Source organism: Chitinophaga silvatica, assembly GCF_003419895.1.
GTDB lineage: Bacteria > Bacteroidota > Bacteroidia > Chitinophagales > Chitinophagaceae > Chitinophaga > Chitinophaga silvatica.
Map to the genome: position 1 here is coordinate 47662 of NZ_QPMM01000006.1, position 21724 is coordinate 69385.

Below are 21724 nucleotides of genomic sequence, written 5' to 3' on the forward strand. Positions count from 1 at the left end.
AACTTAATTATTTCATATAGCAATGTCAGGATTTTTAGCAGTCTTAGTTGTTGTTCTCATATTCATAGTCATCTTCCAGATTGCGAAGGCGAGCGAATATGTGTCCATATTGAAGGGAGAAAAGAAAGCACGTGAACAGAGTAACCGTATCAATGGTTTCCTGCTAATAGCTTTCCTGGTGCTGGGGCTCATCGGAGTTTACTGGTGCAATGATTTGTTGAAAGGCAAAATCCTTGGCGAATCTGCTTCAGTTCAAGGAGAAGGTGTTGATAACCTCATTTATGTAACATTAATCATCACAGGTGTGGTGTTTGTGCTTACACAAATCGCGCTTTTCTGGTTCGCATTTAAATACCAGGAAAAAGAAGGAAAAGAAGCCTTTTATTTTCCACATAATAATAAACTGGAAATTATCTGGACAGTTATCCCTGCAATCGCATTGACGATTCTGGTGGCTTTCGGTCTGAAACATTGGTTCCAGTTAACATCCGAAGCACCAAAAGATGCTATGGTTGTTGAAATCACCGGTAAACAGTTTAACTGGATTTATCGTTATCCAGGAAAAGACGGACAATTAGGTCGCCGCGAATTCAGTAAAATCGATCCTGCTAAAGGAAATGAGTTGGGTGTTGATTGGACCGATCCACTGAGTAAAGATGACTTCATTCCTACAGAAATGCACTTAGTTGTTGGCAAACCTGTAAAAATGATCATTGGTTCCCGCGATGTAATCCACGACGTTGGTTTACCTCACTTCCGTATGAAGATGGATGCGGTGCCTGGAATTCCTACTACCCTGTGGGTAACTCCTAAGTTCACTACCAAGGAAATGAAAGAGAAAACAGGTAACCCTGATTTCACCTACGAAATTTCCTGCGATCAGATGTGCGGTAGCGGTCACTACTCCATGAGAGGTGTAATCGTGGTTGAAACCCAGGAAGAATTTGACAAATGGGTAACAAGCCAAAAATCTGCTTATGATCTGGCAAATCCTGCACCAGCTGCACCGGAAGCGCCAAAAGCAGATACCACGCAAAAAACTGTGGCTGCTAACATTAAGTAAGCCATAATTTTGTGTAGAAGAATTTTTGACGGAGTACAATTAAAAACAATAAAGACGAACTGACAAACGACGATACTTCCCGGGCGTTAGTTTATAATAAACCGAACCGATTATGAGTAACGAAGCAACATTGCACAGTCAACAGGAGGTAATGCACGGAGCGCATGATCATCATGATCATGAGCACCATCATGAAGACAATTTCATTTCGAAATATGTTTTCAGCATGGATCACAAAATGATCGCCAAACAATTCCTGATCACTGGTATCGTTTGGGCTATCATTGGTGCTTTCTTCTCTGTTCTGTTCCGTTTGCAACTTGGTTTTCCGGATGCAACCTTTCCATGGCTGGAAAGCATCCTGGGTCACTGGGCTAAAGGTGGCCGTATTTCAGCGGAAGCTTACTATGCATTGGTAACAATGCACGGTACTATTCTCGTATTCTTTGTATTGACTGCCGGATTGAGCGGTACCTTCTCAAACTTGCTTATTCCTCTGCAAGTAGGTGCCCGCGATATGGCGTCTCCATTTATGAACTGCCTCAGCTACTGGTTCTTCTTCCTGGCTAGCCTGGTGATGATGGCTTCCCTGTTTGTACAAACAGGTCCGGCTTCCGGTGGTTGGACGATGTACCCTCCGCTGAGTGCGCTGGGCGATGCATCTATCGGTTCTAAAATCGGGGTTGACCTTTGGTTGACTAGTATGGCGTTGTTCGTGGTATCTCAGTTATTGGGTGGTCTGAACTATATTTCTACTATTCTGAATATGCGTACCAAAGGTATGTCGATGACTAAGATGCCTCTGACTATCTGGTCATTCTTCTTCACCGCGGTACTGGGTGTATTATCATTCCCTGTTCTGTTGTCTGGTTTCATCCTGTTGTTGATGGACCGTCACGCTGGTACCAGCTTCTATCTGTCTGATATCTTTATCGCAGGTAAAGCACTGGCAAATGAGGGTGGTAGCGCTATTCTTTACCAACACTTATTCTGGTTCCTTGGTCACCCTGAGGTATATATCATTATCCTCCCTGCAATGGGTATGGTGTCTGAAGTACTTGCGGTTAATTCCCGTAAGCCAATCTTCGGTTACCTTGCGATGGTGGGTTCCTTGTTTGCGATCTGTATCCTGGCCTTCCTGGTATGGGCGCACCATATGTTCGTAACTGGTCTGAATCCGTTCCTGGGTGCGTTCTTCGTACTCCTGACACTCCTGATCGCTGTACCTTCAGCTATCAAGGTATTCAACTGGATTACTACCATCTGGAAAGGTAATATCCACTTCACCCCTGCTTCCCTGTTCTCTATCGGTTTCGTGAGCACTTTCATCTCCGGTGGTCTGACAGGTATCTGGTTGGGTAACTCTTCTATCGATATTCACCTGCACGATACCTACTTCGTAATCGCGCACTTCCACATAGTAATGGGTGTATCTGCATTCTTTGGTATGTTTGCCGGTATTTACCACTGGTTCCCTAAAATGTATGGCCGCTTTATGAATAATACACTTGGCTATATTCACTTCTGGGTTACCCTGGTTGGTGCTTACCTGATCTTCTGGCCAATGCACTACGAAGGTATGGCCGGTATGCCAAGAAGATACTTTGATTACACTAACTGGGCTTCTTTCAACCAGTTCGGACCGCTGAATTACTTTATCAGTATTGTGGTAATCATCGTATTTGCAACTCAATTACTGTTCGTATTCAACTTCTTCTACAGCATTTTCAAAGGAAGAAAGATGACTACCATGAACCCATGGAAAGCAACTTCTCTGGAATGGACTACTCCTATTCACGCTGGTCACGGAAACTGGCCTGGTGAAATTCCTGAAGTTCACCGTTGGGCTTATGATTACAGTAAAGACGGACGTGATTTCATTCCTCAAACCGAGCCTATTGGCCCGAACGAGGCAACACACTAATATTTTCTGGTTCCGGCAGGATGATGTTTCTTCAAGAAAAATCGTTCTTCCGGAACTTTGTTCTCAGTGGAGTTTGTAAATTTGTTCCGGATTTTTAATTCCGGAATGTGGCTAGAAAAAAAATGTTGCAAGAAAACACCATAAAATTGTCGTCATCGTACGTTATTGCCAGCAAAGTGAAAGATTACTCTCAGTTAATGAAGTTTAATCTCACTTTTATGGTGGTATTTTCATCGGTAGTAGGTTATCTGCTGGTGCCGACGATTGAGTTCAATTGGGTGAAAGTTCTTTTATTATTTGCAGGTGGTTTGCTGGTTTCAGGATCGGCCAACACTATTAATCAGATCTGGGAAAAGAATACAGATAAGTTAATGGCCCGTACAGCCGTTCGCCCGCTGCCTTCCGGCAGAATGAGCGATATGGAAGCAATTATGCTGGCTGTAGTAACCGGTGTGAGCGGTACCCTGATTATGGGATTCAGTTTCAACTGGTTAAGTGCTGCACTTAGTCTGATTTCTCTGGTATTATACGGTTTTGTATATACTCCCTGGAAAAAATGGAATTCCCTCTCTGTATTAATAGGAGCTATTCCTGGTGCTTTGCCTCCCCTGATTGGTTGGGTTGCAGGAGCTAACGAACTGAGCATTGGCGGATGGTCTTTATTCGCTATTCAATTCTTATGGCAATTCCCTCACTTCTGGGCTATAGCCTGGATTGCCTATAAAGATTACGCAAAAGCTGGTTTCAAAATGCTGCCAGGCAGCGGAGAACCTAATAAATACACTGCTCTTCAGGCAGCTACCTATACCCTGTTGCTAATTCCTGCCGGTATTGCCCCTTTTAAACTGGGGATCACCGGTAGTACCTCAGCGATAGTTGCAATTGTACTCGGACTATTCTTTTTCTACAGAGCAATTAATCTATACAGAAAGAATGATGTGCCGGCAGCACGTAAATTGATGTTTGGATCATACATTTACCTGACTATAGTACAACTAGTGCAATTGCTGGATAAAGCTTAATTGAAATTGGAGGAGTGATGAATACTATGACATTAGAACAACGTAAAAAAATACATCCGCATAAATACAGCCTATGGATTGCCATGGGTAGTATTACCATGATGTTTATCGGATTTACAAGCGCTTACGTTGTTAAAAGATCACAGGCAAATTGGTTAGCTTTCGAATTGCCTCATATTTTTTGGTTGTCTACTGCCGTGATTTTGCTCAGTAGTCTAACAATTCACCTTGCTTTAAAGCAATTTAAGGAAAGGAATATGAGGAATTACAAGAGATTGATCACCATTACAGCCATTTTAGGAGTGGCATTTGCGGTGTGTCAGTGGATTGGGTTCGTACAATTAAAGAACGTAGGTCTGCCTCTTAATGGGCCGGTATCTGCCTCTTTTATATATGTAATAGTAGGTGTGCATATGTTGCACGTATTAGGAGGGGTGGTAGCCTTACTGGTAATGTTTGCCAGAGCATACAGAACCCGCGTCCGTACCTATAGTGCAGTACCTATTGAAGTGGCCGCTACTTACTGGCATTTCGTAGATGTACTATGGATTTACTTGTTGATTTTTTTGAGTATCGCCAGATAAACTTTGTAAAATTTTATAAAACTAACAATGGATACAGCAGTTACAGCGAAGAAAAAATGGTGGGCCGGAGGATATTCTCCTTTTAATGTGAGCTATGGCAAGTTGATGATGTGGTTCTTTCTGCTATCAGATGCGTTCACTTTCGGCGCATTATTGATATCATATGGTACAATCCGGTTTTCCAGCCAATCCTGGCCTGATCCTAATGAAGTGTTCAAGTCATTCCCTGGGATGGGGCACGCCAATTTACCATTAATGTTCGTGAGCTTGATGACCTTCATCCTGATCATGAGTTCTGTAACCATGGTATTGGCCGTACATGCCGGTAAAATGCATGATAAGAAAGCTGTTGCAAAATGGCTTATCTGGACTATCATCGGCGGTGCTTGCTTCCTGGCTTGTCAGGCTTGGGAGTGGACACACTTATTCCATGAAGGTGCATGGTGGGGTCGTAATCCTTTCCCTAACGTTGATGGAACACAAGCTTCTACTAACTTTACTAACTTCTTCTTTACTATCACCGGTTTCCACGGTTTACACGTAACTTCCGGTGTAGTGTTGAATATCATAATCCTCGCTAACGTACTGAAAGGTACCTATGAGCACAGAGGACACTACGAAATGGTTGAAAAAGTAGGTCTGTACTGGCACTTTGTAGATCTGGTTTGGGTATTCGTATTCACTTGCTTCTACCTGCTCTAAGCATAATAGCAAAAGACAAGAAGCATTTAATTGAAATCTGATTTTTCGAATTTTTTAATCTAAATAGTAATGGAGCATACACATACTGCTGAAGGACATGAAACAGCTCATCATGGGGATTCAACTACCAAAACCATCTGGAGAACGTTTTGGATCCTGTTGTGTATCACTGTAGTTGAAGTAGGATTGGCCTTCTTACACCTCGAATTTGGCTTCCTGCCCAGAGTAGCGCTGAATGGTGTATTCGTTATTCTTACTTTATTTAAAGCATTCTATATCGTTGCTGAATTCATGCACTTAGGTCATGAAATCAAAAACCTCATCATGAGTGTTTTAATGCCTTTACTGCTGTTTGTTTGGTTTATCATCGCATTCCTATACGATGGTGATTCATGGAAACATTTACGTCAAAACCTGAAAACTGGTACTCCGGTGGAAGCTCCACTTGTTGCTCCGGCTGAAAAACCAGGTCATTATTAATAGTTAAAACTTTAGGATCATTTCTCGCAGGGCTTTATTAGGAGTTTCATTGGCCATTTTGGTGCCGCTTTTGGGTTATCTCATTGTAGATCACTACGGTAAAAATGTGGTTCCGGTTCCAGGATATTATATCTTTGAAAAAGTAGATACTATCCGGAACAATGGTAAAGTTACCTATGACAGTGTTTTTCATCAGGTAAAAGATTTCCGCCTGAAAAATCAATTAGGCCAGGAAGTTAGTATGAAAGATCTCGAAGGAAAGGTGTTATTGGTAGATTTCTTCTTTACCTCCTGCCCTTCTATCTGTCCTACACTGACGAAGAACCTGAAAATGGTACAGGATGCGTACATTAAAAATGATACGCTTTTACAAATCCTCTCCTTTTCAGTAGATCCGGAAAGAGATTCTGTTGATAAATTACGTCAGTACGGCTATCAACATCAGATCAACCCAGATAACTGGTGGCTGCTTACAGGTAGCAAAAAAGAAATCTACGACCTCGCTCGAAACGAATTCTTTGTATCAGTTACTCAGGGAGATGGTGGACCAGATGATTTCATTCACACCGAAAAACTGGTTCTGATCGATAAAAACAGAAATATCAGAGGATATTACAACGGTCTTGATTCTAACGATATCAAAAGAGTTGCCAGCGACATAGCCACATTGCATTTAGCAAAGGACAGACATCGTCCGGGATTTATCGCCTTCCTCAAGAAGCTGTTTTCAATGGAGAACTGATTTATTAATAAAACTAATTTAATTACGGATTTGTGGGAAGATACTAAGCTATCTTGTTCGCAAATCCGTAATTCATAAATAAAAATTGCAGAAAATGGAGTTGAAGAATAAAAATCTCAATACACCGATTACGATCGTTTCAATTGTGATTCCTGTGCTGGTGGCTTTACTGTTTGTATTACCAAAGCCCGATTTTCATCCTGGCTTTGATGTGAAGATACTCCCATTATTTCATGCCATTCTGAATTCATCTACAGCCGTATTATTACTGGCTAGCCTCTACTTTATCAAGAATGGTCATGTAAAGGCTCATAAAACTACTAACCTCATTGCCATTGCCCTGTCGGTAGTTTTTCTATTGTCTTATGTGACTTATCACTCATTGGCACCGGAAACCAAGTTTGGAGATCTGGACCACAACGGAGTATTGGATGCTGCTGAAAAAGCTGCTTTGGGAGGTATCCGTTATTTCTATTACTTCTTATTACTTACACATATTGTTTTGGCAGGTGTAATCGTACCATTGGTATTATTTACCACGCTTCGCGGATTTCAGAACGATATCCCACGCCATCGTAAAATTGCACGTATTACCTGGCCTATCTGGTTCTATGTGGCAGTTACAGGTGTAATTGTGTATATCATGATTTCTCCATATTACCATTAATGGAATTCGGCAACTTAATTGCACCAGAACGTCTAACTTTGTATTCAAATTAGTATATCATGAAAAGGGGAAGTGCTTTTTTATTAACGGGAATTTTTATGTTGATCAATGTAGCTGCAATGGCTCAATGTTCCCTTTGTACTAAAACAGCACAACAACTTGGAGAAGGTCCGGCAAAAGGGCTTAATAATGGTATTTTAATGTTAGCGCTAACCCCGCTGGTTATTATTGGCTTCCTGGCATTCAGATGGTGGAGAAGTAACAGGGAAGCTTAATTGCCCCGGGATAACCCAAACTAACTATGATAACCTATAGAAAAGCGGATATTAAAGATATCCCGCAACTGATCAATCTTCGTATTCAGTTCCTGAAAGAAATGTACCCTAATGCCGATGAAACACAGGATCATCGCCTGTCCGATCACCTGTCTGTTTATCTGCAGGAACATCTTCCCAAAGAAAATTTTGTAAACTGGTTTGCTATAAGTGATGAAAAAGCTGTGGCCAGTGCTGGTATAGTATTCTATAATCAGCCACCACTGTACCACAACTTAGAAGGTAAGGTTGCCTATATCTTAAATGTATATACGTTACCAGACTACAGACGTAGAGGCATCGCAAATACATTATTGCAGATGGTTCTGCAAGAGGCACAAGACCGCAATACCGGTAAAGTAAGTCTACATACCAGTGATCTTGGCAAATCATTGTACGAAAAGTTTGGTTTCATCTCCGGAGGAAATGAAATGACCTGTCAGTTGCCCAGGAAGCAATAACGTGGCTACTCTTCTTTTAACTCAAATGACGAACAATCTACACGCAGCCCACCCTGATTTAAGGAGGTCTTTAATTCGTTGCAATAATGTCCGCGTTTCTCTGAGTAAAACTGGCAGTTAAAACACATTGGTTGAGTGGAAATAACTTCTCTTTGATTCAGTTTGTGAATCAATTGCATTAATTGCTCTAACAATCCGATTTGCTCTTTAGATGACAATTGCTCTACCGTTTCTTGTAACGGATCTGCAAAACGCTCTACTTTTTTAGCAATGGCCCGTCCTTCCTTTACAAGGTGTAAAGTATGGCTACGGGTATCAGTTGGACTAGGCTTGCGAGTCAGGTAGTTTTTCTGCTCTAACGATTTTACTGCATCACTGATCGTTGCTTTGGTCATGTTGAAATAGGTCGCCAAAGTTGTTACAGTACGCTTTTCTTCAGGATAATGAAGTAAAAATGTAAGCACCTGAATCTGTATTGGACTTAATCCATACTGAGTTGCTTCCTGCCATAATAGTACGCGGAATGCTTCTGATAATCGCTCCAGCGAGGCCACTACCTTACTAGACGTGTTTTCTGCCTGCTGTGCGGGGCTGAATGTGGAAACTTTCCCCATATTTTCTTGCTGTCCTTAATAGTTAATGGGGCAAGGTACAATATAAATGTATGGTGGGAAATAGCATATTAGTGGAATTACAAACTATTTTAACAGCCTTCTAATTCGTGTACATAGTACCCTTCAGCCTTAATCTGGAGCTCCCAATTGGGAATAATAGCCGTTAAATGACAGAAACGGCAATCTTTATGTAGGATTCCTGCAGAATTGACACCCTTTACCTGTAAGTATTTGTTTCCATACCCTAAAACCTCTTCAAATGGTGTGTCTTTACCCACAATGATATTAAAGTGTAGGTATCTCCCATCTTTCTTTTTTACGTAGGTATCAAATACTGCTACTTCCATAAGAATTGATTTTGGTTTCCATCAAATCGCGTAAATCTATTCAAACCGCTGCCCCGACGGATATACCCATAACAAGGCACTAAAACATATTGCTTTAAACCAGGCCTGCTGCATCAGCGAAATTTCTCTCTTATCCTTACCGGATTGATCTAGATAATGCTTGCCATATCCTACTATCGGATATACAAAGGTTGTCAGGTATCGTAAATAAATAAGTGGTAAGCTTCCCGAATCCTGATCATTATTCTTTTCCATTAAAGCTGCAATACGCTCCTCCAGTTGCCACCACTCACTATTGGTTCTCCCCTTTAGCAAAACTGTTATCCATTGCAGAAACTGTGGCCGTAGCGCCTCTAAATATGCCTGGTCTGGCTGCCCGTTCCGGCTAAAGTAAATAGACAGATAGTTATTGGTCAACAAGTAATCATACCACTCATTCAATATGTCTTCAACATAAGGCTGTAATATCTCTCCTGCCTTAACCAGATATTGCTCATCCTCATATGTATATAAAAGCATTCGCTTAATACGCACCAGGGTTTGAACATCTGGAGTGGAAGGAGGTTGATCAGGGCCCTGATTTGAAATATCAGTCATAGACAATAGATTTTGGTGCTCCTCTGCATTAATACAAATATATTATAAGGCTTCCTAACTAAAAAAATTATAAAATGAATTTATTATTTATACGTTTCTTTCTGATTATATTATACAAATATCATTTGTGAATATGATAATAACTGTATAGTTTTGATAATGTGGTTTATTTTAACCCTATATGCAGAATATATTTTATAACATCAACAGAATTGGCACTGGAATAGCGCCAGTATTTAAGACCGGATCATCTACATCTCTCCCTCTTTTTAAGAAGTTGGGAATAGCTGCCATTATTAGCTTTTGCGCTTCATTATTTACCGCTGGCTGCCTGTGGGGAATCAAACAACTGAACTCCGATTGGGAACTACCCTTCTATTTCCCATTACTGGCTACTGGCATATGGATTTTAATCGATCGTTATCTACCTGCCTTCCTGCAGTTTATCGGGGCTACCATAGCTACCACAATTGGAGCACCGTTAGGACTTGAAACCTCCGGCTTCATTTTTAGTAAGGCATTGGCAAATAAATTCACCAAACAGGATCAAACTATCTTTTACTATAGCGCAATAGCAGGAGTAATTGCTACAGCTTTCGGCGCTCCTGTTGCCGCTCTTTGTTTTGCATTGGAAGTTTGGCTGCTCGAATGGACAATAGTTTCCATACTGCCCATAGTTATAGGAAGCACTATTGGCGCTGCTTTTAGTTACCTGATTCACGATTCCATTCCGGTATTTACTACTTCCATTACATCCAATGAATTTACCTGGAATATCTACATTGCTATTGGTATCATCATGGGATTATGGGCTACATTAACAATAAGCCTTACAAAATTAACAACAAGAGCGCTAAACTATCTGAAACAAAAAAACTATTGGTGGTTGCTAATTCCTGCTTTGGCACTCACTTTAATTTATTACTACTCTCCTTCGGGAGTCAATAATACATATAGCTACTTAGACGCTTTATTACATGCCCGCGTAACTTTATTTATGCTTTTTTCCCTGGCCATTCTGAAATGGCTTTCCTGGATTTTATATAACTCGTTTTTTAAAACAGGAACTGGTATTGTTCCATTGCTTTTAAGCGGAGGGGCCTTTGCGTTATTTGCAGGAGTGTTGTTACAATTAATATTTCCTGCAATAAAAATTGATGCAGGACTCATTGTGTTGTTAGGAATGACTGCTATGCTGGCAGGAACCTCTCGAGGTGTAGTTGCTGCTATAATTTTTTCTTTGGAATTAACGCACAAATGGGAAGTAACGCTTCCAATTATAATGGTTGCGATAGTCTCTTACTCCCTGCCTCTATTAATATTAAGAAAGAAACATAAAATAGAAGAAGCATAAGATCAACCTTATGCTTCTTCCCAAAACATTAATGATTATCTGAAACAAATTTCAATCCGACAATCGACCCAATCAATAAAACTAAAAAGAACAGACGCCAGAAAACTGCAGGCTCCTTAAAGAACAACATACCGGCAATTGCAGTACCTGCAGCGCCAATACCTGTCCACACAGCATAGGATGTACCAATAGGTAATCCACCGTTAATAGCTTTATTAAGGAAATAGAAGCTCAAACTAATACATATCGCAAAGCTTATTGATGGCCACAGCTTTGTAAAGTTTTCTGAATACTTCAATGATACAGTAAAACCAATCTCAAATAATCCACCAATGACAAGGAATAACCAAGGCATAATACCAGATTTATAAGTGAAAAAATAAATAAATAATTTAGGAAATAGAATGCGCGAAATATCGTTCCCTGGAGGATCAGAGACCGTAGTTGAAAACTGCGTAAATAATTGATATGCCAAATGAAGTAAAACGCATGGGGCGAAGATAGCATTTTTTACTTAATAATTCTCTTTAGTGCTTCCCTGCTACTTAATGGTGCCAATGTAGTATTACTAACAAACTTTTTGACACTGGCCGGATTAGTTTTTGAATATTCACGCAAGGCCCACCCAATTGCTTTCTGAATAAAAAATTCCTTGTCGGCCGAACATTGAATAATATACCTAAACAACAACTGCTCATCTGTACTTTTCTTGTAACCATTTTGAAAGATGATAGCAGCACGTTGCAACCACATATTATCACTATCAATCCATTTATTTGTTGTAGCAGGTTGAAATGCCGGAAACTTTTTAAACCAGGGCCCAACCAGTAGAGTAGCTATAGCATCTACCGTATCCCACCACGATTTATTAACAATCATAAACTCAAATAATGCAATATCTTTTTCTGTCCACTGTTTATGAATCTTTGCCAATAATGACATTGCAACATATTGATACTCTCTTTCCGGTTGTTGCCACAGCTTAGTGATCAGCTGGTGCATACTATCTGCGGCCGGAAGACCATGATTGCTAATCAAAGATTTGAAAGCCACATTACGTTCAGGAGTTTTAGTGCCCAGAAACTCGAACTGATTTCTCATATATGCTTTCATGGGGCCAGCATTTTCACTGTTGGCTGCTCCTTCCAGTATGTGTTTGATGTGATCGAAATACGATGTTGCCATACCAGTAAAGATAAGGCATAAGAATTGTCAAACATTACCAAATTGTTAACTCCGGTATTTGCAATAGGCCATTTACTTTTTTGATTCGTACTCTATTTGTATGAACATCAGCAAATCCATACTGGAAAAGTATTTTAAAGGCACCTGCACAGAGGAAGAACAGCTATTGGTAGAGGCATACCTTGAAGAAAAGGAACATCCAGAATTGGATGCAGTGCTTGTAAATACCTGGATGGAGGTTAATAATCCGCCAGCCAGAGTATTCAAGCTTTGGTATGCTGCTGCATCAGCAGTTGCTGCATCAGTAATCGGTATTTTATGTTTTTTCCTGGTTAATAAACCTGCTCAAACAGCCACCATTGCCCTGGCAACAGATACCATCTATAATAACAGCAATAAGGCAAAACTATACAAGTTCCCTGATGGTTCTGAAATCTGGCTGAATGCGAATAGTAAACTTGCTTTTAATACAACATACAATAAACAGGGCCGGGAAATCTGGCTGCAGGGAGAAGCCTTGTTTAAAGTAGCTTCACAATCAGATCAACCTTTTAATGTTCATACACGTCACCTTACTACACAAGTATTAGGTACCACCTTCCAGGTTGCTACCAATAACCTGGCTGATGGAAGTATACAGGTAAGCCTGCTGGAAGGAAAGGTAGCCGTGACAAATGAAAATGGATTCACAAAGATTTTGCATCCCGGTGAAATGCTCACTCATGCGTTAAACGACAGGCCTGTCATCAAACCTTTCGATAGCAACGAAATCCTGGATTGGAAAAATGATAAGATCATCTTTAATAAAACTTCACTTGCTGATGCTGTAACGCGATTAAGCCAACGGTTCAATAAAGAAATTGTATTGGCAGATAAAACATTGGGAACAAAAAAGGTATCAGGAGAATTCAAGATAAATACCTCTGTAAATGAGATTCTGGAAGCATTGGTTTATGTACACAATCTCGATTTAAAAAAGACAAACGATCACACATTCCTGATCAACATAAAAAAATAAACTAATCAATTTTCTTAAATAAGAATTATGCAAAAATCTTTACTAAGATTTTGTAGAGGGAAGCGTATGCCTGTAAAAACACTGGCTTTACTTCTACTATCGATAGCTACTACCAGCATTTATGCCCAATCATACAAATCCTTGAATGATAAAGTTTCTATACGGTTCGATAAGTCAAATGGTCTGGATATTGTTAAGGCATTGCAACAACAAACACCCTATACCTTTGTATATGATCCCGAATTTATGCAGCAATGCTCTGTAGGTGCCGTTAAGTTTGCTGAAACACCTGTAAGTACTGTATTGGAGTATCTCGATAATAATGCACCAATAGACATAGAACTAACTACTTCAAAAACTATTGCACTGAAGAAAGGGAAAGCCGATAAACCTGCCAACAGAGCTAATGGCAGGGTTACAGGAAAAGTACTGGATACTAAAAACGAACCATTACCCGGAGTTAGTATTCAGGCAAGCAATGGAACGGGTACAGTAAGCAATATCGATGGAACATTTGATCTGCAGCTGGAACCAGGTACCTATACACTTACCTTCTCATTTATATCTTTCGATCAAAAGACAGTAACAGATGTAATTGTTACTTCTAAAGCTATAGTGCCCCTGAATGTTGTAATGAAAAATAACAGTTCTAAACTAAAGGAAGTTACTGTAACAGCAACGTATAAACGTAATTCTGTTGAGGGATTATATGCTATTCAAAAGAATAATGCCGGAATTAGTGATGGGATCAGTGCGGAGCAGATTGGCCGTACTCCCGATAAGAACGTAGGTGAAACATTGAAAAGAGTAAGCGGATTATCTACTCTTGAAAATAAGTATGTGGTAGTGAGAGGATTGAGTGAAAGATACAATCAGGCAATTCTGAACGGACAGATAATGCCAAGCACAGAGCTCAATAGAAAAAATTTCAACTACGATATTATACCAACAAACATCATAGAAAATGTTACGGTAGTAAAAACCCTGACTCCAGATAGAAGTGCTGAGTTTGGAGGTGGATTGATAGAAGTAAATACCACCGATATTCCTACTGAAGATTTTTTTAATGCTTCCATTGGCGGAAGTTATAACAACAAAACAACCGGTAAAACATTTTTTTCGCTCCCACTGGAAGGTCAGGAATACCTGGCTAAAGTTTCGACCCATCGCGCATGGCTGGGATCTACTGACTGGAAAACCAAAGCAGATTTGGTTGCTGCCGGTGATAAAGCCGATAAATCCAAACCATTTTTCGAGAACAACTGGATTCCTACTTACATGAAAGCTCCGCTTTCTCCCAACTTTAATTTTAGTGGAGGAAAGGTATTCAATAACCATTTCGGTTTTGTTGCCTCACTAGGATACAGAAACACTTTTGCAACTCAGGATGTAACGTCATCACGCGATGGCTTTATGCTTGGAACTGGAGGAGATGGTAAAGATTCATTGCTGTTTAATGGTTCGAGATATGGATTCACTACTAATATTAACGGATTATGGGGAGTAGGATACAGAAATAAAAAGCATAAAATCAGTTTTCAGGGCCTTTACCTGCAGGTACTAGATCAGCAACTGACTATGGGATATGGTACGCATGATGATTTAGGCCCTAATACAATGCGTTTACAGGATATTACTACAGTTAGTAAAATATTACAAAATCAGTTGAAAGGTGAGCATCTCATCGGTAATAAAGGTATAAAAGTAAAGTGGCTGGCAGGCTATACAACATTGGATAAATTAAGGCCAGACAATCACTTCTATATGGGAAATTATTACAAGGATTCTACTTATGCAGTTACCGATTTAAGTGTGAGAGGTGCGTATACAACTGGTAGAGAAGGTACCCTGCGCTGGTATAGCCGTGCCAGAGAGAAGAATTTTAACTGGGATATAGCTGTTTCAGCACCGTTCGACTTAGGACCTCTTAAAAATATTGCAAAAATCGGATCGGCCGGTTGGAATAAAGATAGGACTTTTTATGTAGCAAATTCATCATCAAGGGCCATGGGGTCTGAGTATTACATTCCACTGGATGAGTATTTTACAGATTCATCAACCACTACTAAACTGACAGATGGAGGTAAAGACTTCAAGGCAAATGTTACATTAAGTTCCTGGTATGCTATGTTGGATAATAAATGGGGCAAATTCAGATTGGTTTGGGGGGCAAGAGCAGAGTATTATAATCTGAATGATGTAAACAGTATGTTACAGGAAACAATAGACGCGCAAAGCGGACAAGTTGGCCGACCGATTGATGCAAGTGAACTATATAACAGAGAACCGAATCTTCGTTTCTTTCCCTCAGCGAACCTAACATACAGCCTTACTCCTGCAATGAATTTCAGATTGGCTTATTCTGAAAGTATTATCAGACCGGATATCAGAGAACTTTCTTACTTCCGTGAATATGATTTTGAATTGGGTGGCGATTATTGGGCAGAAGGGGTAGTGCATTCTACCAATATTAAGAACTATGATTTCAGATATGAATGGTATCCTGCTCCCGGAGATGTAATTTCTTTTTCGCTTTACCAAAAAGATATGGCTTATCCCATGGAGATTTATAAACAGGGAGGCAACAGGGTTTATATAATGAAGAATAATAAATCGGCAGTTAATAAAGGGCTGGAAGTTGAACTACGTAAATCATTTGCTTTTACGAAACTCCCTGTGCTTAAGAACCTCACGGTATACGGTAATTTCTCGTATATGGATTCTAAAGTAAGAAGACTTTCAACAGAGGTAACTCATGACCCGGATGATATTGCAAAATTACATCTTAAAGAAACCGTTGGCGATGAAGAACCGAGACCACAAAGTGGAGCAAGTAATCTGATGTTGAATGCCGGATTATTTTATGATCTGCCAATAGTGTCTTTGAGCCTGAATTATAACTATGTAACTAACAGAACTTTCAGACCAGCTGATCTCTGGCAGTTTTCTTTATACGAACAACCATTGAAAGCGCTGGATGCACAAGTAGCATTCAAGTTTTTGAAGAATAGATTAGAAGCAAAACTCAGCATCTCTAATCTGTTGAATAGCTTCAACCTTATCTATGAAAAAACTTTTAACGAGTATCCCGACCAATGGAAAGATGTTGGTAAATCAGATATGAAATATCAGGAGGGTAAAGATTTTATCAATTTCAGAGGAACTCCTGGAAGAGCGTTTAGTACTACTATTTCATATAGATTTTAATTAAGTAAGGAATACTAATAAAAATATTAAACTGATTTATAAATGAAAAGTAAGAATGTTTTAATACTGATAGTTTCATTAATCGTGGTGATGAGCTGTCGGAAAGGTGAAATGCCTACGCATAAGTATTTCGGGAGTGTTTCCTCTACAGTGGCCAATTTACCTGGTACTCCTATGATAAATATTAAATGGAACGGCGTTGTCATGGATTCTTTGATGAGTGGAGTAAGATCAATTACCTTACCTGCAGGGCAATCTGGCAAATTGAGCTACACTGTTGCAGGAAGTAATGATTTGATTGCAGACACGGTGATCACAGTTCCAATGAACAATACATTAAGCTTTAAAATTCTTGCCAGTACTACATTGGGGATGAGTGGATTTGCAGTACCAGTAATGGATATAAGTCCAGATTCTATAAAGTTGCAAGTCTATTGTAACCTGAGTGACTATTATAAATACTCAACAATAGATTTGAAGATTATTTCAATAAGACAACCTGGAAATGTCTTTGTGGATGAATTGGTAGTAAAAGGGTTGAAGAATAAACATTTATCTTCTGAGATTATCACATTTAAACATAAAGATGATCGTGGGGCAGCCATTTCTTACGGTGCTTATCTGATAGATCCCGCTACCAATGAGGTTATTCCTACACCTAAAAGTCCTTACTATTTTTTGTTTGCCAGGCCTCAATATCCGGGGTTTTATATAGTAAATCTGACGGATAGGTCGGGAACTATGGCGTCGTCTGTGATTGGCTTATAGAGGTATATTGATTGATTACTGTAATGGGGTTGTCTTTTGTAGAGGCAACCCTTTTTATTTTTAATCATTCAGGTCGAAGGTCGTATTCATTTGTTGTTTGATAGATTGAAGAGCGCTACCAAGGTGATTTTTAACGGTGGAAACGGAGATGCTCAATTTATTGGCTATTTGTTTGTTGCTGAGGCCCGACTGCCGGCTTAGAAGATATACATTTCGTCTTTGTTCCGGAAGTAGTTCAATGGCTTTTGATAATTGCAGGTCAAATTCTTTTCTGATGTAGTATTTGTCTACAGTTTCTTCGGAGGGTTCGGTTATTTGGGTGGCAGCTACTTCTGACAATAATTTTTGTTCTCTGTAGTGTTTGCGTGCTTCATCGATTACGATATGTTTAACGTATACGAATAGCAAGGGAAAAATATCCTGTCCTTCCTGCACTTTATGAATGTTTTCCCAGAGTTTTATGAAACATTGTTGGGTAATTTCCTGAGCGCGTAAAGGATCTCCTGTCAGTTTTAATGCAAACCGAAATATTTTCTCGTTGTTGGCAGTAAAGAGAGCTTCAAACGGTGATTGGACAGGGCTATCAGGCATTTCGAAAACTGGCATTTTTAGCCCTATAAATGTACAATAGCAATGTTACACCAATGTTAAGAATGGAGCATGATAGCTTCTTAATTTTTAGATTGAATATAACGATAGAGGTTAAACGATTTTTTTTCAATTAATGTTTTGATTTCCTGCATTAATTGTGGTTTGTTGATGTCTTTCATTCGTTTATGTTGAATGAGTTGATATGCTCTGTCGGCCAGTAGGATTAATTGTTTTTGGGGTTGTTCGGTGATGGTAATATGATGTTGATTTATTGCGTTGATGAGATCTGTAATACCTATATCTTTTGTGGCTACGGATTTAACAACCGGGATTTCCCAGCCTCCGGGCTGATGTTTACTGTGTGCTAACAGTCTTAAATTCTTTACAAAAATATCAGCATTTGCTCTGTCTGATTTATTAACAACAAATACATCTGCTATTTCCATTAATCCGGCTTTCATTGTTTGGATTTCATCGCCGGCTTCAGGAACCACCACTACAACAGTAGTATCAGCAATTCCGGCAACTTCTACCTCACTTTGCCCCACTCCTACTGTTTCAATAAACAGGTAGTCAAAGGCAGCTGCCTTAATCAGATCACTTACCTCAATAATTTTGGGGCTTAGTCCACCTAACGCACCTCTGCTGGCCATTGAGCGGATGAATACGTTTGGGTGGTTGAAATGTTGACTCATTCTGATTCTGTCGCCCAATAAGGCACCAAAATTAAATGGGCTTGAAGGGTCAACAGCAATAATGGCTACACTTTTATTGTCATGCAGCAAAGAGGAGATCAATGAATTTACAAGTGTGCTTTTTCCGGCACCCGGAGGGCCGGTTATGCCTACTACTTTCGTATGGTCATTCACCGGAAGTTGTTCCAATAATTGTTCATATCCTGTTGCCTCATTTTCGACAAGAGAAATGCAACGGGCCAGCGACCTTATATCTCCATTCAATAAACCAGTTAAATATTCCTGATACATCTTTCGATTTGCTGATAATTTAAAAGCAAAAATAGGCATCCTTCTAAAGAAAGATATATAAAACTCCGCTTACTTCGTTTTGGTTGTCAGTGTAATTACGTAATATTATACTGATGACGAACTTTATTTCCATATTTCCGCTTGGCATTGTAGTGTATCCTGGGGAACAATTGAACTTGCATATTTTCGAACCTCGTTATAAGCAATTAATTACCTCCTGTTTGGCAGAGAATAAATCTTTTGGTATTCCGACTGTTATAGATAGTAAAATAATGGAATACGGAACAACTGTGCATATCAAAAAAGTTGAGAAGATGTATCCGAACGGGGAGATGGACATAATTACGGTGGGTGAGAATGTATTTAGAATTCTGGAGCAGGTAAAACAGATTCCGGATAAATTATATGGTGGGGCTATTGTCAATTATCCAAATAATGAAGATCTGCCAAATACCAGGTTACAAAGGGAGGTTTTGCAGGGAGTCAGAGAATTGCATACAATACTTCAGATTCATAAAACCTTTAAGAAGGAAGATAACCAGCTATCGGCCTACGATTTGGCACACCATGCAGGATTGTCATTGAATGAAGAATATGAGTTGCTACAACTTTTATATGAAGCCCAGCGACTAGAATATTTGAAGCGCCATTTGTATAAAGTAATTCCTATGATGGCCGAAATGGAACGGTTGAAGGAGCGGGTACGGCTAAACGGTCATTTTAAGAATCTTACTGCCGGCGATATTTAAAATTTTTCAAACGCTTACCAGGTAAGCATTTTAGGGCTTATATAAGGGAACTTTAACTTGTATTTAACAGGCTGTTTTTTGGTTTTTTTTGCTTCCCGCTTTAAAAAGTAGATATTTGCAGACCCATATTTTTAATAGAATAGGGCTTAAACTCAATTCTGATACTCAATGCATTGGACAAAAGTCAGTATTCTTTGCTTGTTCGGGACAATTTTCCTGTTGGCAAATTCGGTAAGCGCACAAGATAATTCACCATATTCCCGCTATGGGTTAGGGGATTTGAACAATAACCAGAATGCGGTAAACCGTGGTATGGGTGGCATTTCTCAAGGTTATAATGATGCACAGGCAGTGAATTTTATCAACCCTGCCAGTTATCATAATCTAATGTTGACAACATTAGACATAGGTGTAGAAGGTGGCGCAAGAGCTATCAACCAAAACGGAGCTAAGTTTACTTCCGGTTTTGGAACTCTCTCCTATCTACAATTGGGCGTACCGGTTATCAGGAACAGATGGGGATTAAACTTCGGTTTACGCCCTGTTACCCGTGTTTCCTATAACATACAACAAGGTGCTACCGGCACGTATTTCGACACTCTCAAATTACCTCTCTCCAACAGATATGAAGGAAGTGGTGGTTTATACCAGTTCTATGTTGGTACCGGTGTTCGTATTGGTAACTTTAGTATCGGTGCAAACCTTGGCTATCTCTTCGGAAACGTTGAAGCTAATACCCGCCTGATATTCCCTACTTCGGATATTTATGCATCTCATCAGATGCTTCGTACTACCTACAGTAGCTTCTTCTACAAAGTGGGTGTTCAGTACAGAGCGAAGCTGAATAAAGATATGGATCTGACTTTCGGAGCTACCGGAAGCCTGAAACAGGATATGACCGCACGCCAGGAAGTATTGCAGGAAACCATGATATATGATGCAACCAGCGATAACTTTATCACCCAGGATACAGTAAATTATTCGAAAGGTGCTATAGGAACCGTTGTTTATCCGGCTGAATTCGGAGCAGGTTTCGTATTAAGAAAATACGATAAATGGCAGGTAGGTGCCGATTTTACCTCTTCCCAGTGGGATCAGTACAGAAGCTTCGACAAACCGGATTCTGTTCAAAATTCCTGGAAACTGGCTGTAGGTGGTCAATTCGTTCCTAATCTCAACGCCCTGAGCGGATACTGGAACCGTGTAGCTTATCGTCTTGGTGGCTATTATGGACTGGATTATTTCCGTTTCAATGGTAAAAATATGCCTATTATAGGCTTTACCGTGGGTGCCGGCCTTCCGGTGCGCCGTTTACCATACTCTAACCAATATAGTATGATCAACGTGGCTTTTGAAGTGGCACACCGTGGAAATAATGAAACTATCCTCAAGGAAACAGTTTATCGCGCTACCATCGGGTTTACGCTGAGCGATAAATGGTTTATTAAACGTAAATACGATTAAGCAGTAAATCTGTTATCAAAAATATTAAAGCAGCAAGGAGCGGATAAAATTATCTCTTTGCTGCTTTTCAAATTTTAGGAGTTTATCAAAAAATGCTTTAAAAGCTCTTTTGTACCTTTGCCTATTATTGATCCGATGATTAAGAGATTATTTTTATTATTTATTATAGCTATAGCTGCCGCAAGTTGTGAAAACGACATTCAGGCCGTTATGGACCTGGATTCCAAAAAAGCAGCAACGGAAAATGGGCAGGATATCGTTGTGCTGTTTAGCCAGGGTGGCCGAGTGACCGCCCGGTTGGTTGCTCCTTCTATGGAACGCAAACTGGATAAACCTCCTTTCGTATTATTCAATAGCGGATTAAAAGTATTTATGTACAACGATACCCTTGGGCTGGAAAGCACCCTTTCCGCCAAAAAAGGGAAATACCTGGAAGACGATGGAGATGTATTCCTCTCCGATAGCGTAATTGTAATAAATAAAAAAGGAGAAAGACTAGATACCAAAGAACTAAACTGGGATTCTAAACGAAAAATCTTCTATTCAAGAGAAGAAGTATTTATTAAAACCCCTACCGACTCTCTCCATGGCTGGGGCCTCGAAGCAAATGAAGATTTCACCGTGAAGAAGATCCTGAAAGTAAGCGGACCTATTACCGTGGAAGATTCTACCTCATTACAATAACCACGAGATTAAAAATATTCAGAAAGCTGTATCAGAAAAATGATACAGCTTTTTTAATTAGGTACCTGTTGATAAAGTTTTGGTTACTTCAAATTCACCTGTATTGCCATACTGTATTTACACCTTCTTCTAAAATTATTAATTCTGTTACCCAGGAGATTTTTTGTCTATGTAGTTCTACCTTTTTGATACACCCCATCA

24 protein-coding genes are annotated in these 21724 nt (G+C 39.7%); 17 read left to right on the forward strand and 7 right to left on the reverse strand.

Translation table 11 applies throughout. The annotated features are described in order from the left end of the window. Positions 1-22: 22 nt before the first annotated feature. The 10 genes from DVR12_RS11305 to DVR12_RS11350 all read left to right on the forward strand — a co-directional run bounded on the left by DVR12_RS11305 (position 23) and on the right by DVR12_RS11350 (position 7959). Positions 23-1063, forward strand: coding sequence for a cytochrome c oxidase subunit II (locus tag DVR12_RS11305; RefSeq protein ID WP_116975790.1), 1041 nt, complete (start codon positions 23-25; stop codon positions 1061-1063). A gap of 112 nt (positions 1064-1175) precedes the next feature. Then, on the forward strand, positions 1176-2987 hold the full coding sequence (locus tag DVR12_RS11310) for a cytochrome c oxidase subunit I (protein ID WP_116975791.1): 1812 nt from the start codon (positions 1176-1178) through the stop codon (positions 2985-2987). A gap of 107 nt (positions 2988-3094) precedes the next feature. Then, positions 3095-4009 (forward strand): heme o synthase, encoded by a 915-nt coding sequence (gene cyoE, locus DVR12_RS11315; RefSeq protein ID WP_233522316.1) that lies wholly within the window; start codon positions 3095-3097, stop codon positions 4007-4009. A gap of 17 nt (positions 4010-4026) precedes the next feature. Beyond that, positions 4027-4593 (forward strand): cytochrome c oxidase subunit 3, encoded by a 567-nt coding sequence (locus DVR12_RS11320; protein WP_116975793.1) that lies wholly within the window; start codon positions 4027-4029, stop codon positions 4591-4593. A 27-nt stretch (positions 4594-4620) separates the two neighbouring features. Beyond that, positions 4621-5295: a cytochrome c oxidase subunit 3 gene (locus tag DVR12_RS11325; protein WP_116975794.1), complete on the forward strand. Its 675-nt coding sequence runs from the start codon at positions 4621-4623 to the stop codon at positions 5293-5295. Between the two features lie 69 nt (positions 5296-5364). Then, a complete protein-coding gene (locus DVR12_RS11330; RefSeq protein ID WP_116975795.1) occupies positions 5365-5775 on the forward strand; it encodes a cytochrome C oxidase subunit IV family protein in 411 nt (136 codons plus the stop codon). Positions 5776-5845: 70 nt separating this feature from the next. Next, positions 5846-6517, forward strand: coding sequence for an SCO family protein (locus DVR12_RS11335; protein WP_158563254.1), 672 nt, complete (start codon positions 5846-5848; stop codon positions 6515-6517). A gap of 94 nt (positions 6518-6611) precedes the next feature. Beyond that, the gene (locus DVR12_RS11340) at positions 6612-7184 is read left to right on the forward strand and encodes a DUF420 domain-containing protein (RefSeq protein WP_116975797.1); all 573 of its coding nucleotides are present in this window, start codon (positions 6612-6614) and stop codon (positions 7182-7184) included. 59 nt (positions 7185-7243) lie between these two features. Further along, positions 7244-7459 (forward strand): hypothetical protein, encoded by a 216-nt coding sequence (locus tag DVR12_RS11345; protein WP_116975798.1) that lies wholly within the window; start codon positions 7244-7246, stop codon positions 7457-7459. 26 nt (positions 7460-7485) lie between these two features. After that, positions 7486-7959, forward strand: coding sequence for a GNAT family N-acetyltransferase (locus DVR12_RS11350; protein WP_116975799.1), 474 nt, complete (start codon positions 7486-7488; stop codon positions 7957-7959). Between the two features lie 5 nt (positions 7960-7964). Here the strand turns inward: DVR12_RS11350 and DVR12_RS11355 are convergent, their stop codons facing one another. The 3 genes from DVR12_RS11355 to DVR12_RS11365 all read right to left on the reverse strand — a co-directional run bounded on the left by DVR12_RS11355 (position 7965) and on the right by DVR12_RS11365 (position 9517). Then, the gene (locus DVR12_RS11355; RefSeq protein WP_116975800.1) at positions 7965-8573 is read right to left on the reverse strand and encodes a MarR family winged helix-turn-helix transcriptional regulator; all 609 of its coding nucleotides are present in this window, start codon (positions 8571-8573) and stop codon (positions 7965-7967) included. Between the two features lie 89 nt (positions 8574-8662). Beyond that, positions 8663-8920 (reverse strand): DUF2024 family protein, encoded by a 258-nt coding sequence (locus tag DVR12_RS11360; RefSeq protein WP_116975801.1) that lies wholly within the window; start codon positions 8918-8920, stop codon positions 8663-8665. A gap of 36 nt (positions 8921-8956) precedes the next feature. Then, the gene (locus tag DVR12_RS11365; protein ID WP_116975802.1) at positions 8957-9517 is read right to left on the reverse strand and encodes a protoglobin domain-containing protein; all 561 of its coding nucleotides are present in this window, start codon (positions 9515-9517) and stop codon (positions 8957-8959) included. A gap of 181 nt (positions 9518-9698) precedes the next feature. On the opposite strand from DVR12_RS11365, the gene DVR12_RS11370 reads away from it, so the two are divergent. After that, positions 9699-10871: a chloride channel protein gene (locus DVR12_RS11370; protein WP_116975803.1), complete on the forward strand. Its 1173-nt coding sequence runs from the start codon at positions 9699-9701 to the stop codon at positions 10869-10871. A gap of 28 nt (positions 10872-10899) precedes the next feature. Here the strand turns inward: DVR12_RS11370 and DVR12_RS11375 are convergent, their stop codons facing one another. Together DVR12_RS11375 and DVR12_RS11380 are read right to left on the reverse strand one after the other, a co-directional pair. Continuing rightward, entirely contained in the window at positions 10900-11226 is a 327-nt protein-coding gene (locus tag DVR12_RS11375; RefSeq protein WP_116976209.1) for a DMT family transporter, read from the reverse strand. A gap of 155 nt (positions 11227-11381) precedes the next feature. Beyond that, positions 11382-12056 (reverse strand): DNA alkylation repair protein, encoded by a 675-nt coding sequence (locus DVR12_RS11380; RefSeq protein WP_116975804.1) that lies wholly within the window; start codon positions 12054-12056, stop codon positions 11382-11384. A 100-nt stretch (positions 12057-12156) separates the two neighbouring features. Between DVR12_RS11380 and DVR12_RS11385 the strand changes: the two genes are divergently transcribed. The 3 genes from DVR12_RS11385 to DVR12_RS11395 are packed head-to-tail and all read left to right on the forward strand — an operon-like array spanning position 12157 to position 17049. Beyond that, a complete protein-coding gene (locus DVR12_RS11385) occupies positions 12157-13074 on the forward strand; it encodes a FecR family protein (RefSeq protein WP_116975805.1) in 918 nt (305 codons plus the stop codon). 27 nt (positions 13075-13101) lie between these two features. Further along, positions 13102-16281 (forward strand): TonB-dependent receptor domain-containing protein, encoded by a 3180-nt coding sequence (locus tag DVR12_RS11390; RefSeq protein ID WP_116975806.1) that lies wholly within the window; start codon positions 13102-13104, stop codon positions 16279-16281. A 42-nt stretch (positions 16282-16323) separates the two neighbouring features. Next, positions 16324-17049, forward strand: coding sequence for a hypothetical protein (locus DVR12_RS11395; RefSeq protein WP_116975807.1), 726 nt, complete (start codon positions 16324-16326; stop codon positions 17047-17049). 60 nt (positions 17050-17109) lie between these two features. Here the strand turns inward: DVR12_RS11395 and DVR12_RS11400 are convergent, their stop codons facing one another. Together DVR12_RS11400 and meaB are read right to left on the reverse strand one after the other, a co-directional pair. After that, a complete protein-coding gene (locus tag DVR12_RS11400) occupies positions 17110-17655 on the reverse strand; it encodes an RNA polymerase sigma-70 factor (RefSeq protein ID WP_116975808.1) in 546 nt (181 codons plus the stop codon). Positions 17656-17720: 65 nt separating this feature from the next. After that, positions 17721-18626: a methylmalonyl Co-A mutase-associated GTPase MeaB gene (gene meaB, locus DVR12_RS11405; protein WP_116975809.1), complete on the reverse strand. Its 906-nt coding sequence runs from the start codon at positions 18624-18626 to the stop codon at positions 17721-17723. A 113-nt stretch (positions 18627-18739) separates the two neighbouring features. On the opposite strand from meaB, the gene DVR12_RS11410 reads away from it, so the two are divergent. From DVR12_RS11410 to lptC, 3 genes are all read left to right on the forward strand, one after another. Then, positions 18740-19375, forward strand: coding sequence for an LON peptidase substrate-binding domain-containing protein (locus tag DVR12_RS11410; protein ID WP_116975810.1), 636 nt, complete (start codon positions 18740-18742; stop codon positions 19373-19375). Positions 19376-19573: 198 nt separating this feature from the next. Next, on the forward strand, positions 19574-20839 hold the full coding sequence (locus DVR12_RS11415) for a hypothetical protein (RefSeq protein ID WP_147323447.1): 1266 nt from the start codon (positions 19574-19576) through the stop codon (positions 20837-20839). A gap of 135 nt (positions 20840-20974) precedes the next feature. Further along, positions 20975-21523: an LPS export ABC transporter periplasmic protein LptC gene (gene lptC / locus DVR12_RS11420; protein ID WP_116975812.1), complete on the forward strand. Its 549-nt coding sequence runs from the start codon at positions 20975-20977 to the stop codon at positions 21521-21523. The last annotated feature ends 201 nt before the right edge of the window (positions 21524-21724 follow it).

Excerpts from the sequence above, each read along its gene's own strand:
- DVR12_RS11385 (WP_116975805.1), top strand. The coding sequence starts at position 12,157 with ATGAACATCAGCAAATCCATACTGGAAAAGTATTTTAAAGGCACCTGC.
- DVR12_RS11320 (WP_116975793.1), top strand. The coding sequence starts at position 4,027 with ATGAATACTATGACATTAGAACAACGTAAAAAAATACATCCGCATAAA.
- DVR12_RS11310 (WP_116975791.1), top strand. The coding sequence starts at position 1,176 with ATGAGTAACGAAGCAACATTGCACAGTCAACAGGAGGTAATGCACGGA.
- DVR12_RS11360 (WP_116975801.1), bottom strand. The coding sequence starts at position 8,920 with ATGGAAGTAGCAGTATTTGATACCTACGTAAAAAAGAAAGATGGGAGA.
- DVR12_RS11390 (WP_116975806.1), top strand. The coding sequence starts at position 13,102 with ATGCAAAAATCTTTACTAAGATTTTGTAGAGGGAAGCGTATGCCTGTA.
- meaB (WP_116975809.1), bottom strand. The coding sequence starts at position 18,626 with ATGTATCAGGAATATTTAACTGGTTTATTGAATGGAGATATAAGGTCG.
- DVR12_RS11350 (WP_116975799.1), top strand. The coding sequence starts at position 7,486 with ATGATAACCTATAGAAAAGCGGATATTAAAGATATCCCGCAACTGATC.
- DVR12_RS11395 (WP_116975807.1), top strand. The coding sequence starts at position 16,324 with ATGAAAAGTAAGAATGTTTTAATACTGATAGTTTCATTAATCGTGGTG.
- DVR12_RS11325 (WP_116975794.1), top strand. The coding sequence starts at position 4,621 with ATGGATACAGCAGTTACAGCGAAGAAAAAATGGTGGGCCGGAGGATAT.
- DVR12_RS11375 (WP_116976209.1), bottom strand. The coding sequence starts at position 11,226 with ATGCCTTGGTTATTCCTTGTCATTGGTGGATTATTTGAGATTGGTTTT.
- lptC (WP_116975812.1), top strand. The coding sequence starts at position 20,975 with ATGATTAAGAGATTATTTTTATTATTTATTATAGCTATAGCTGCCGCA.
- DVR12_RS11370 (WP_116975803.1), top strand. The coding sequence starts at position 9,699 with ATGCAGAATATATTTTATAACATCAACAGAATTGGCACTGGAATAGCG.
- DVR12_RS11330 (WP_116975795.1), top strand. The coding sequence starts at position 5,365 with ATGGAGCATACACATACTGCTGAAGGACATGAAACAGCTCATCATGGG.
- DVR12_RS11410 (WP_116975810.1), top strand. The coding sequence starts at position 18,740 with ATGACGAACTTTATTTCCATATTTCCGCTTGGCATTGTAGTGTATCCT.
- DVR12_RS11305 (WP_116975790.1), top strand. The coding sequence starts at position 23 with ATGTCAGGATTTTTAGCAGTCTTAGTTGTTGTTCTCATATTCATAGTC.
- DVR12_RS11345 (WP_116975798.1), top strand. The coding sequence starts at position 7,244 with ATGAAAAGGGGAAGTGCTTTTTTATTAACGGGAATTTTTATGTTGATC.
- DVR12_RS11400 (WP_116975808.1), bottom strand. The coding sequence starts at position 17,655 with ATGCCAGTTTTCGAAATGCCTGATAGCCCTGTCCAATCACCGTTTGAA.
- DVR12_RS11340 (WP_116975797.1), top strand. The coding sequence starts at position 6,612 with ATGGAGTTGAAGAATAAAAATCTCAATACACCGATTACGATCGTTTCA.
- DVR12_RS11355 (WP_116975800.1), bottom strand. The coding sequence starts at position 8,573 with ATGGGGAAAGTTTCCACATTCAGCCCCGCACAGCAGGCAGAAAACACG.
- DVR12_RS11365 (WP_116975802.1), bottom strand. The coding sequence starts at position 9,517 with ATGACTGATATTTCAAATCAGGGCCCTGATCAACCTCCTTCCACTCCA.
- DVR12_RS11380 (WP_116975804.1), bottom strand. The coding sequence starts at position 12,056 with ATGGCAACATCGTATTTCGATCACATCAAACACATACTGGAAGGAGCA.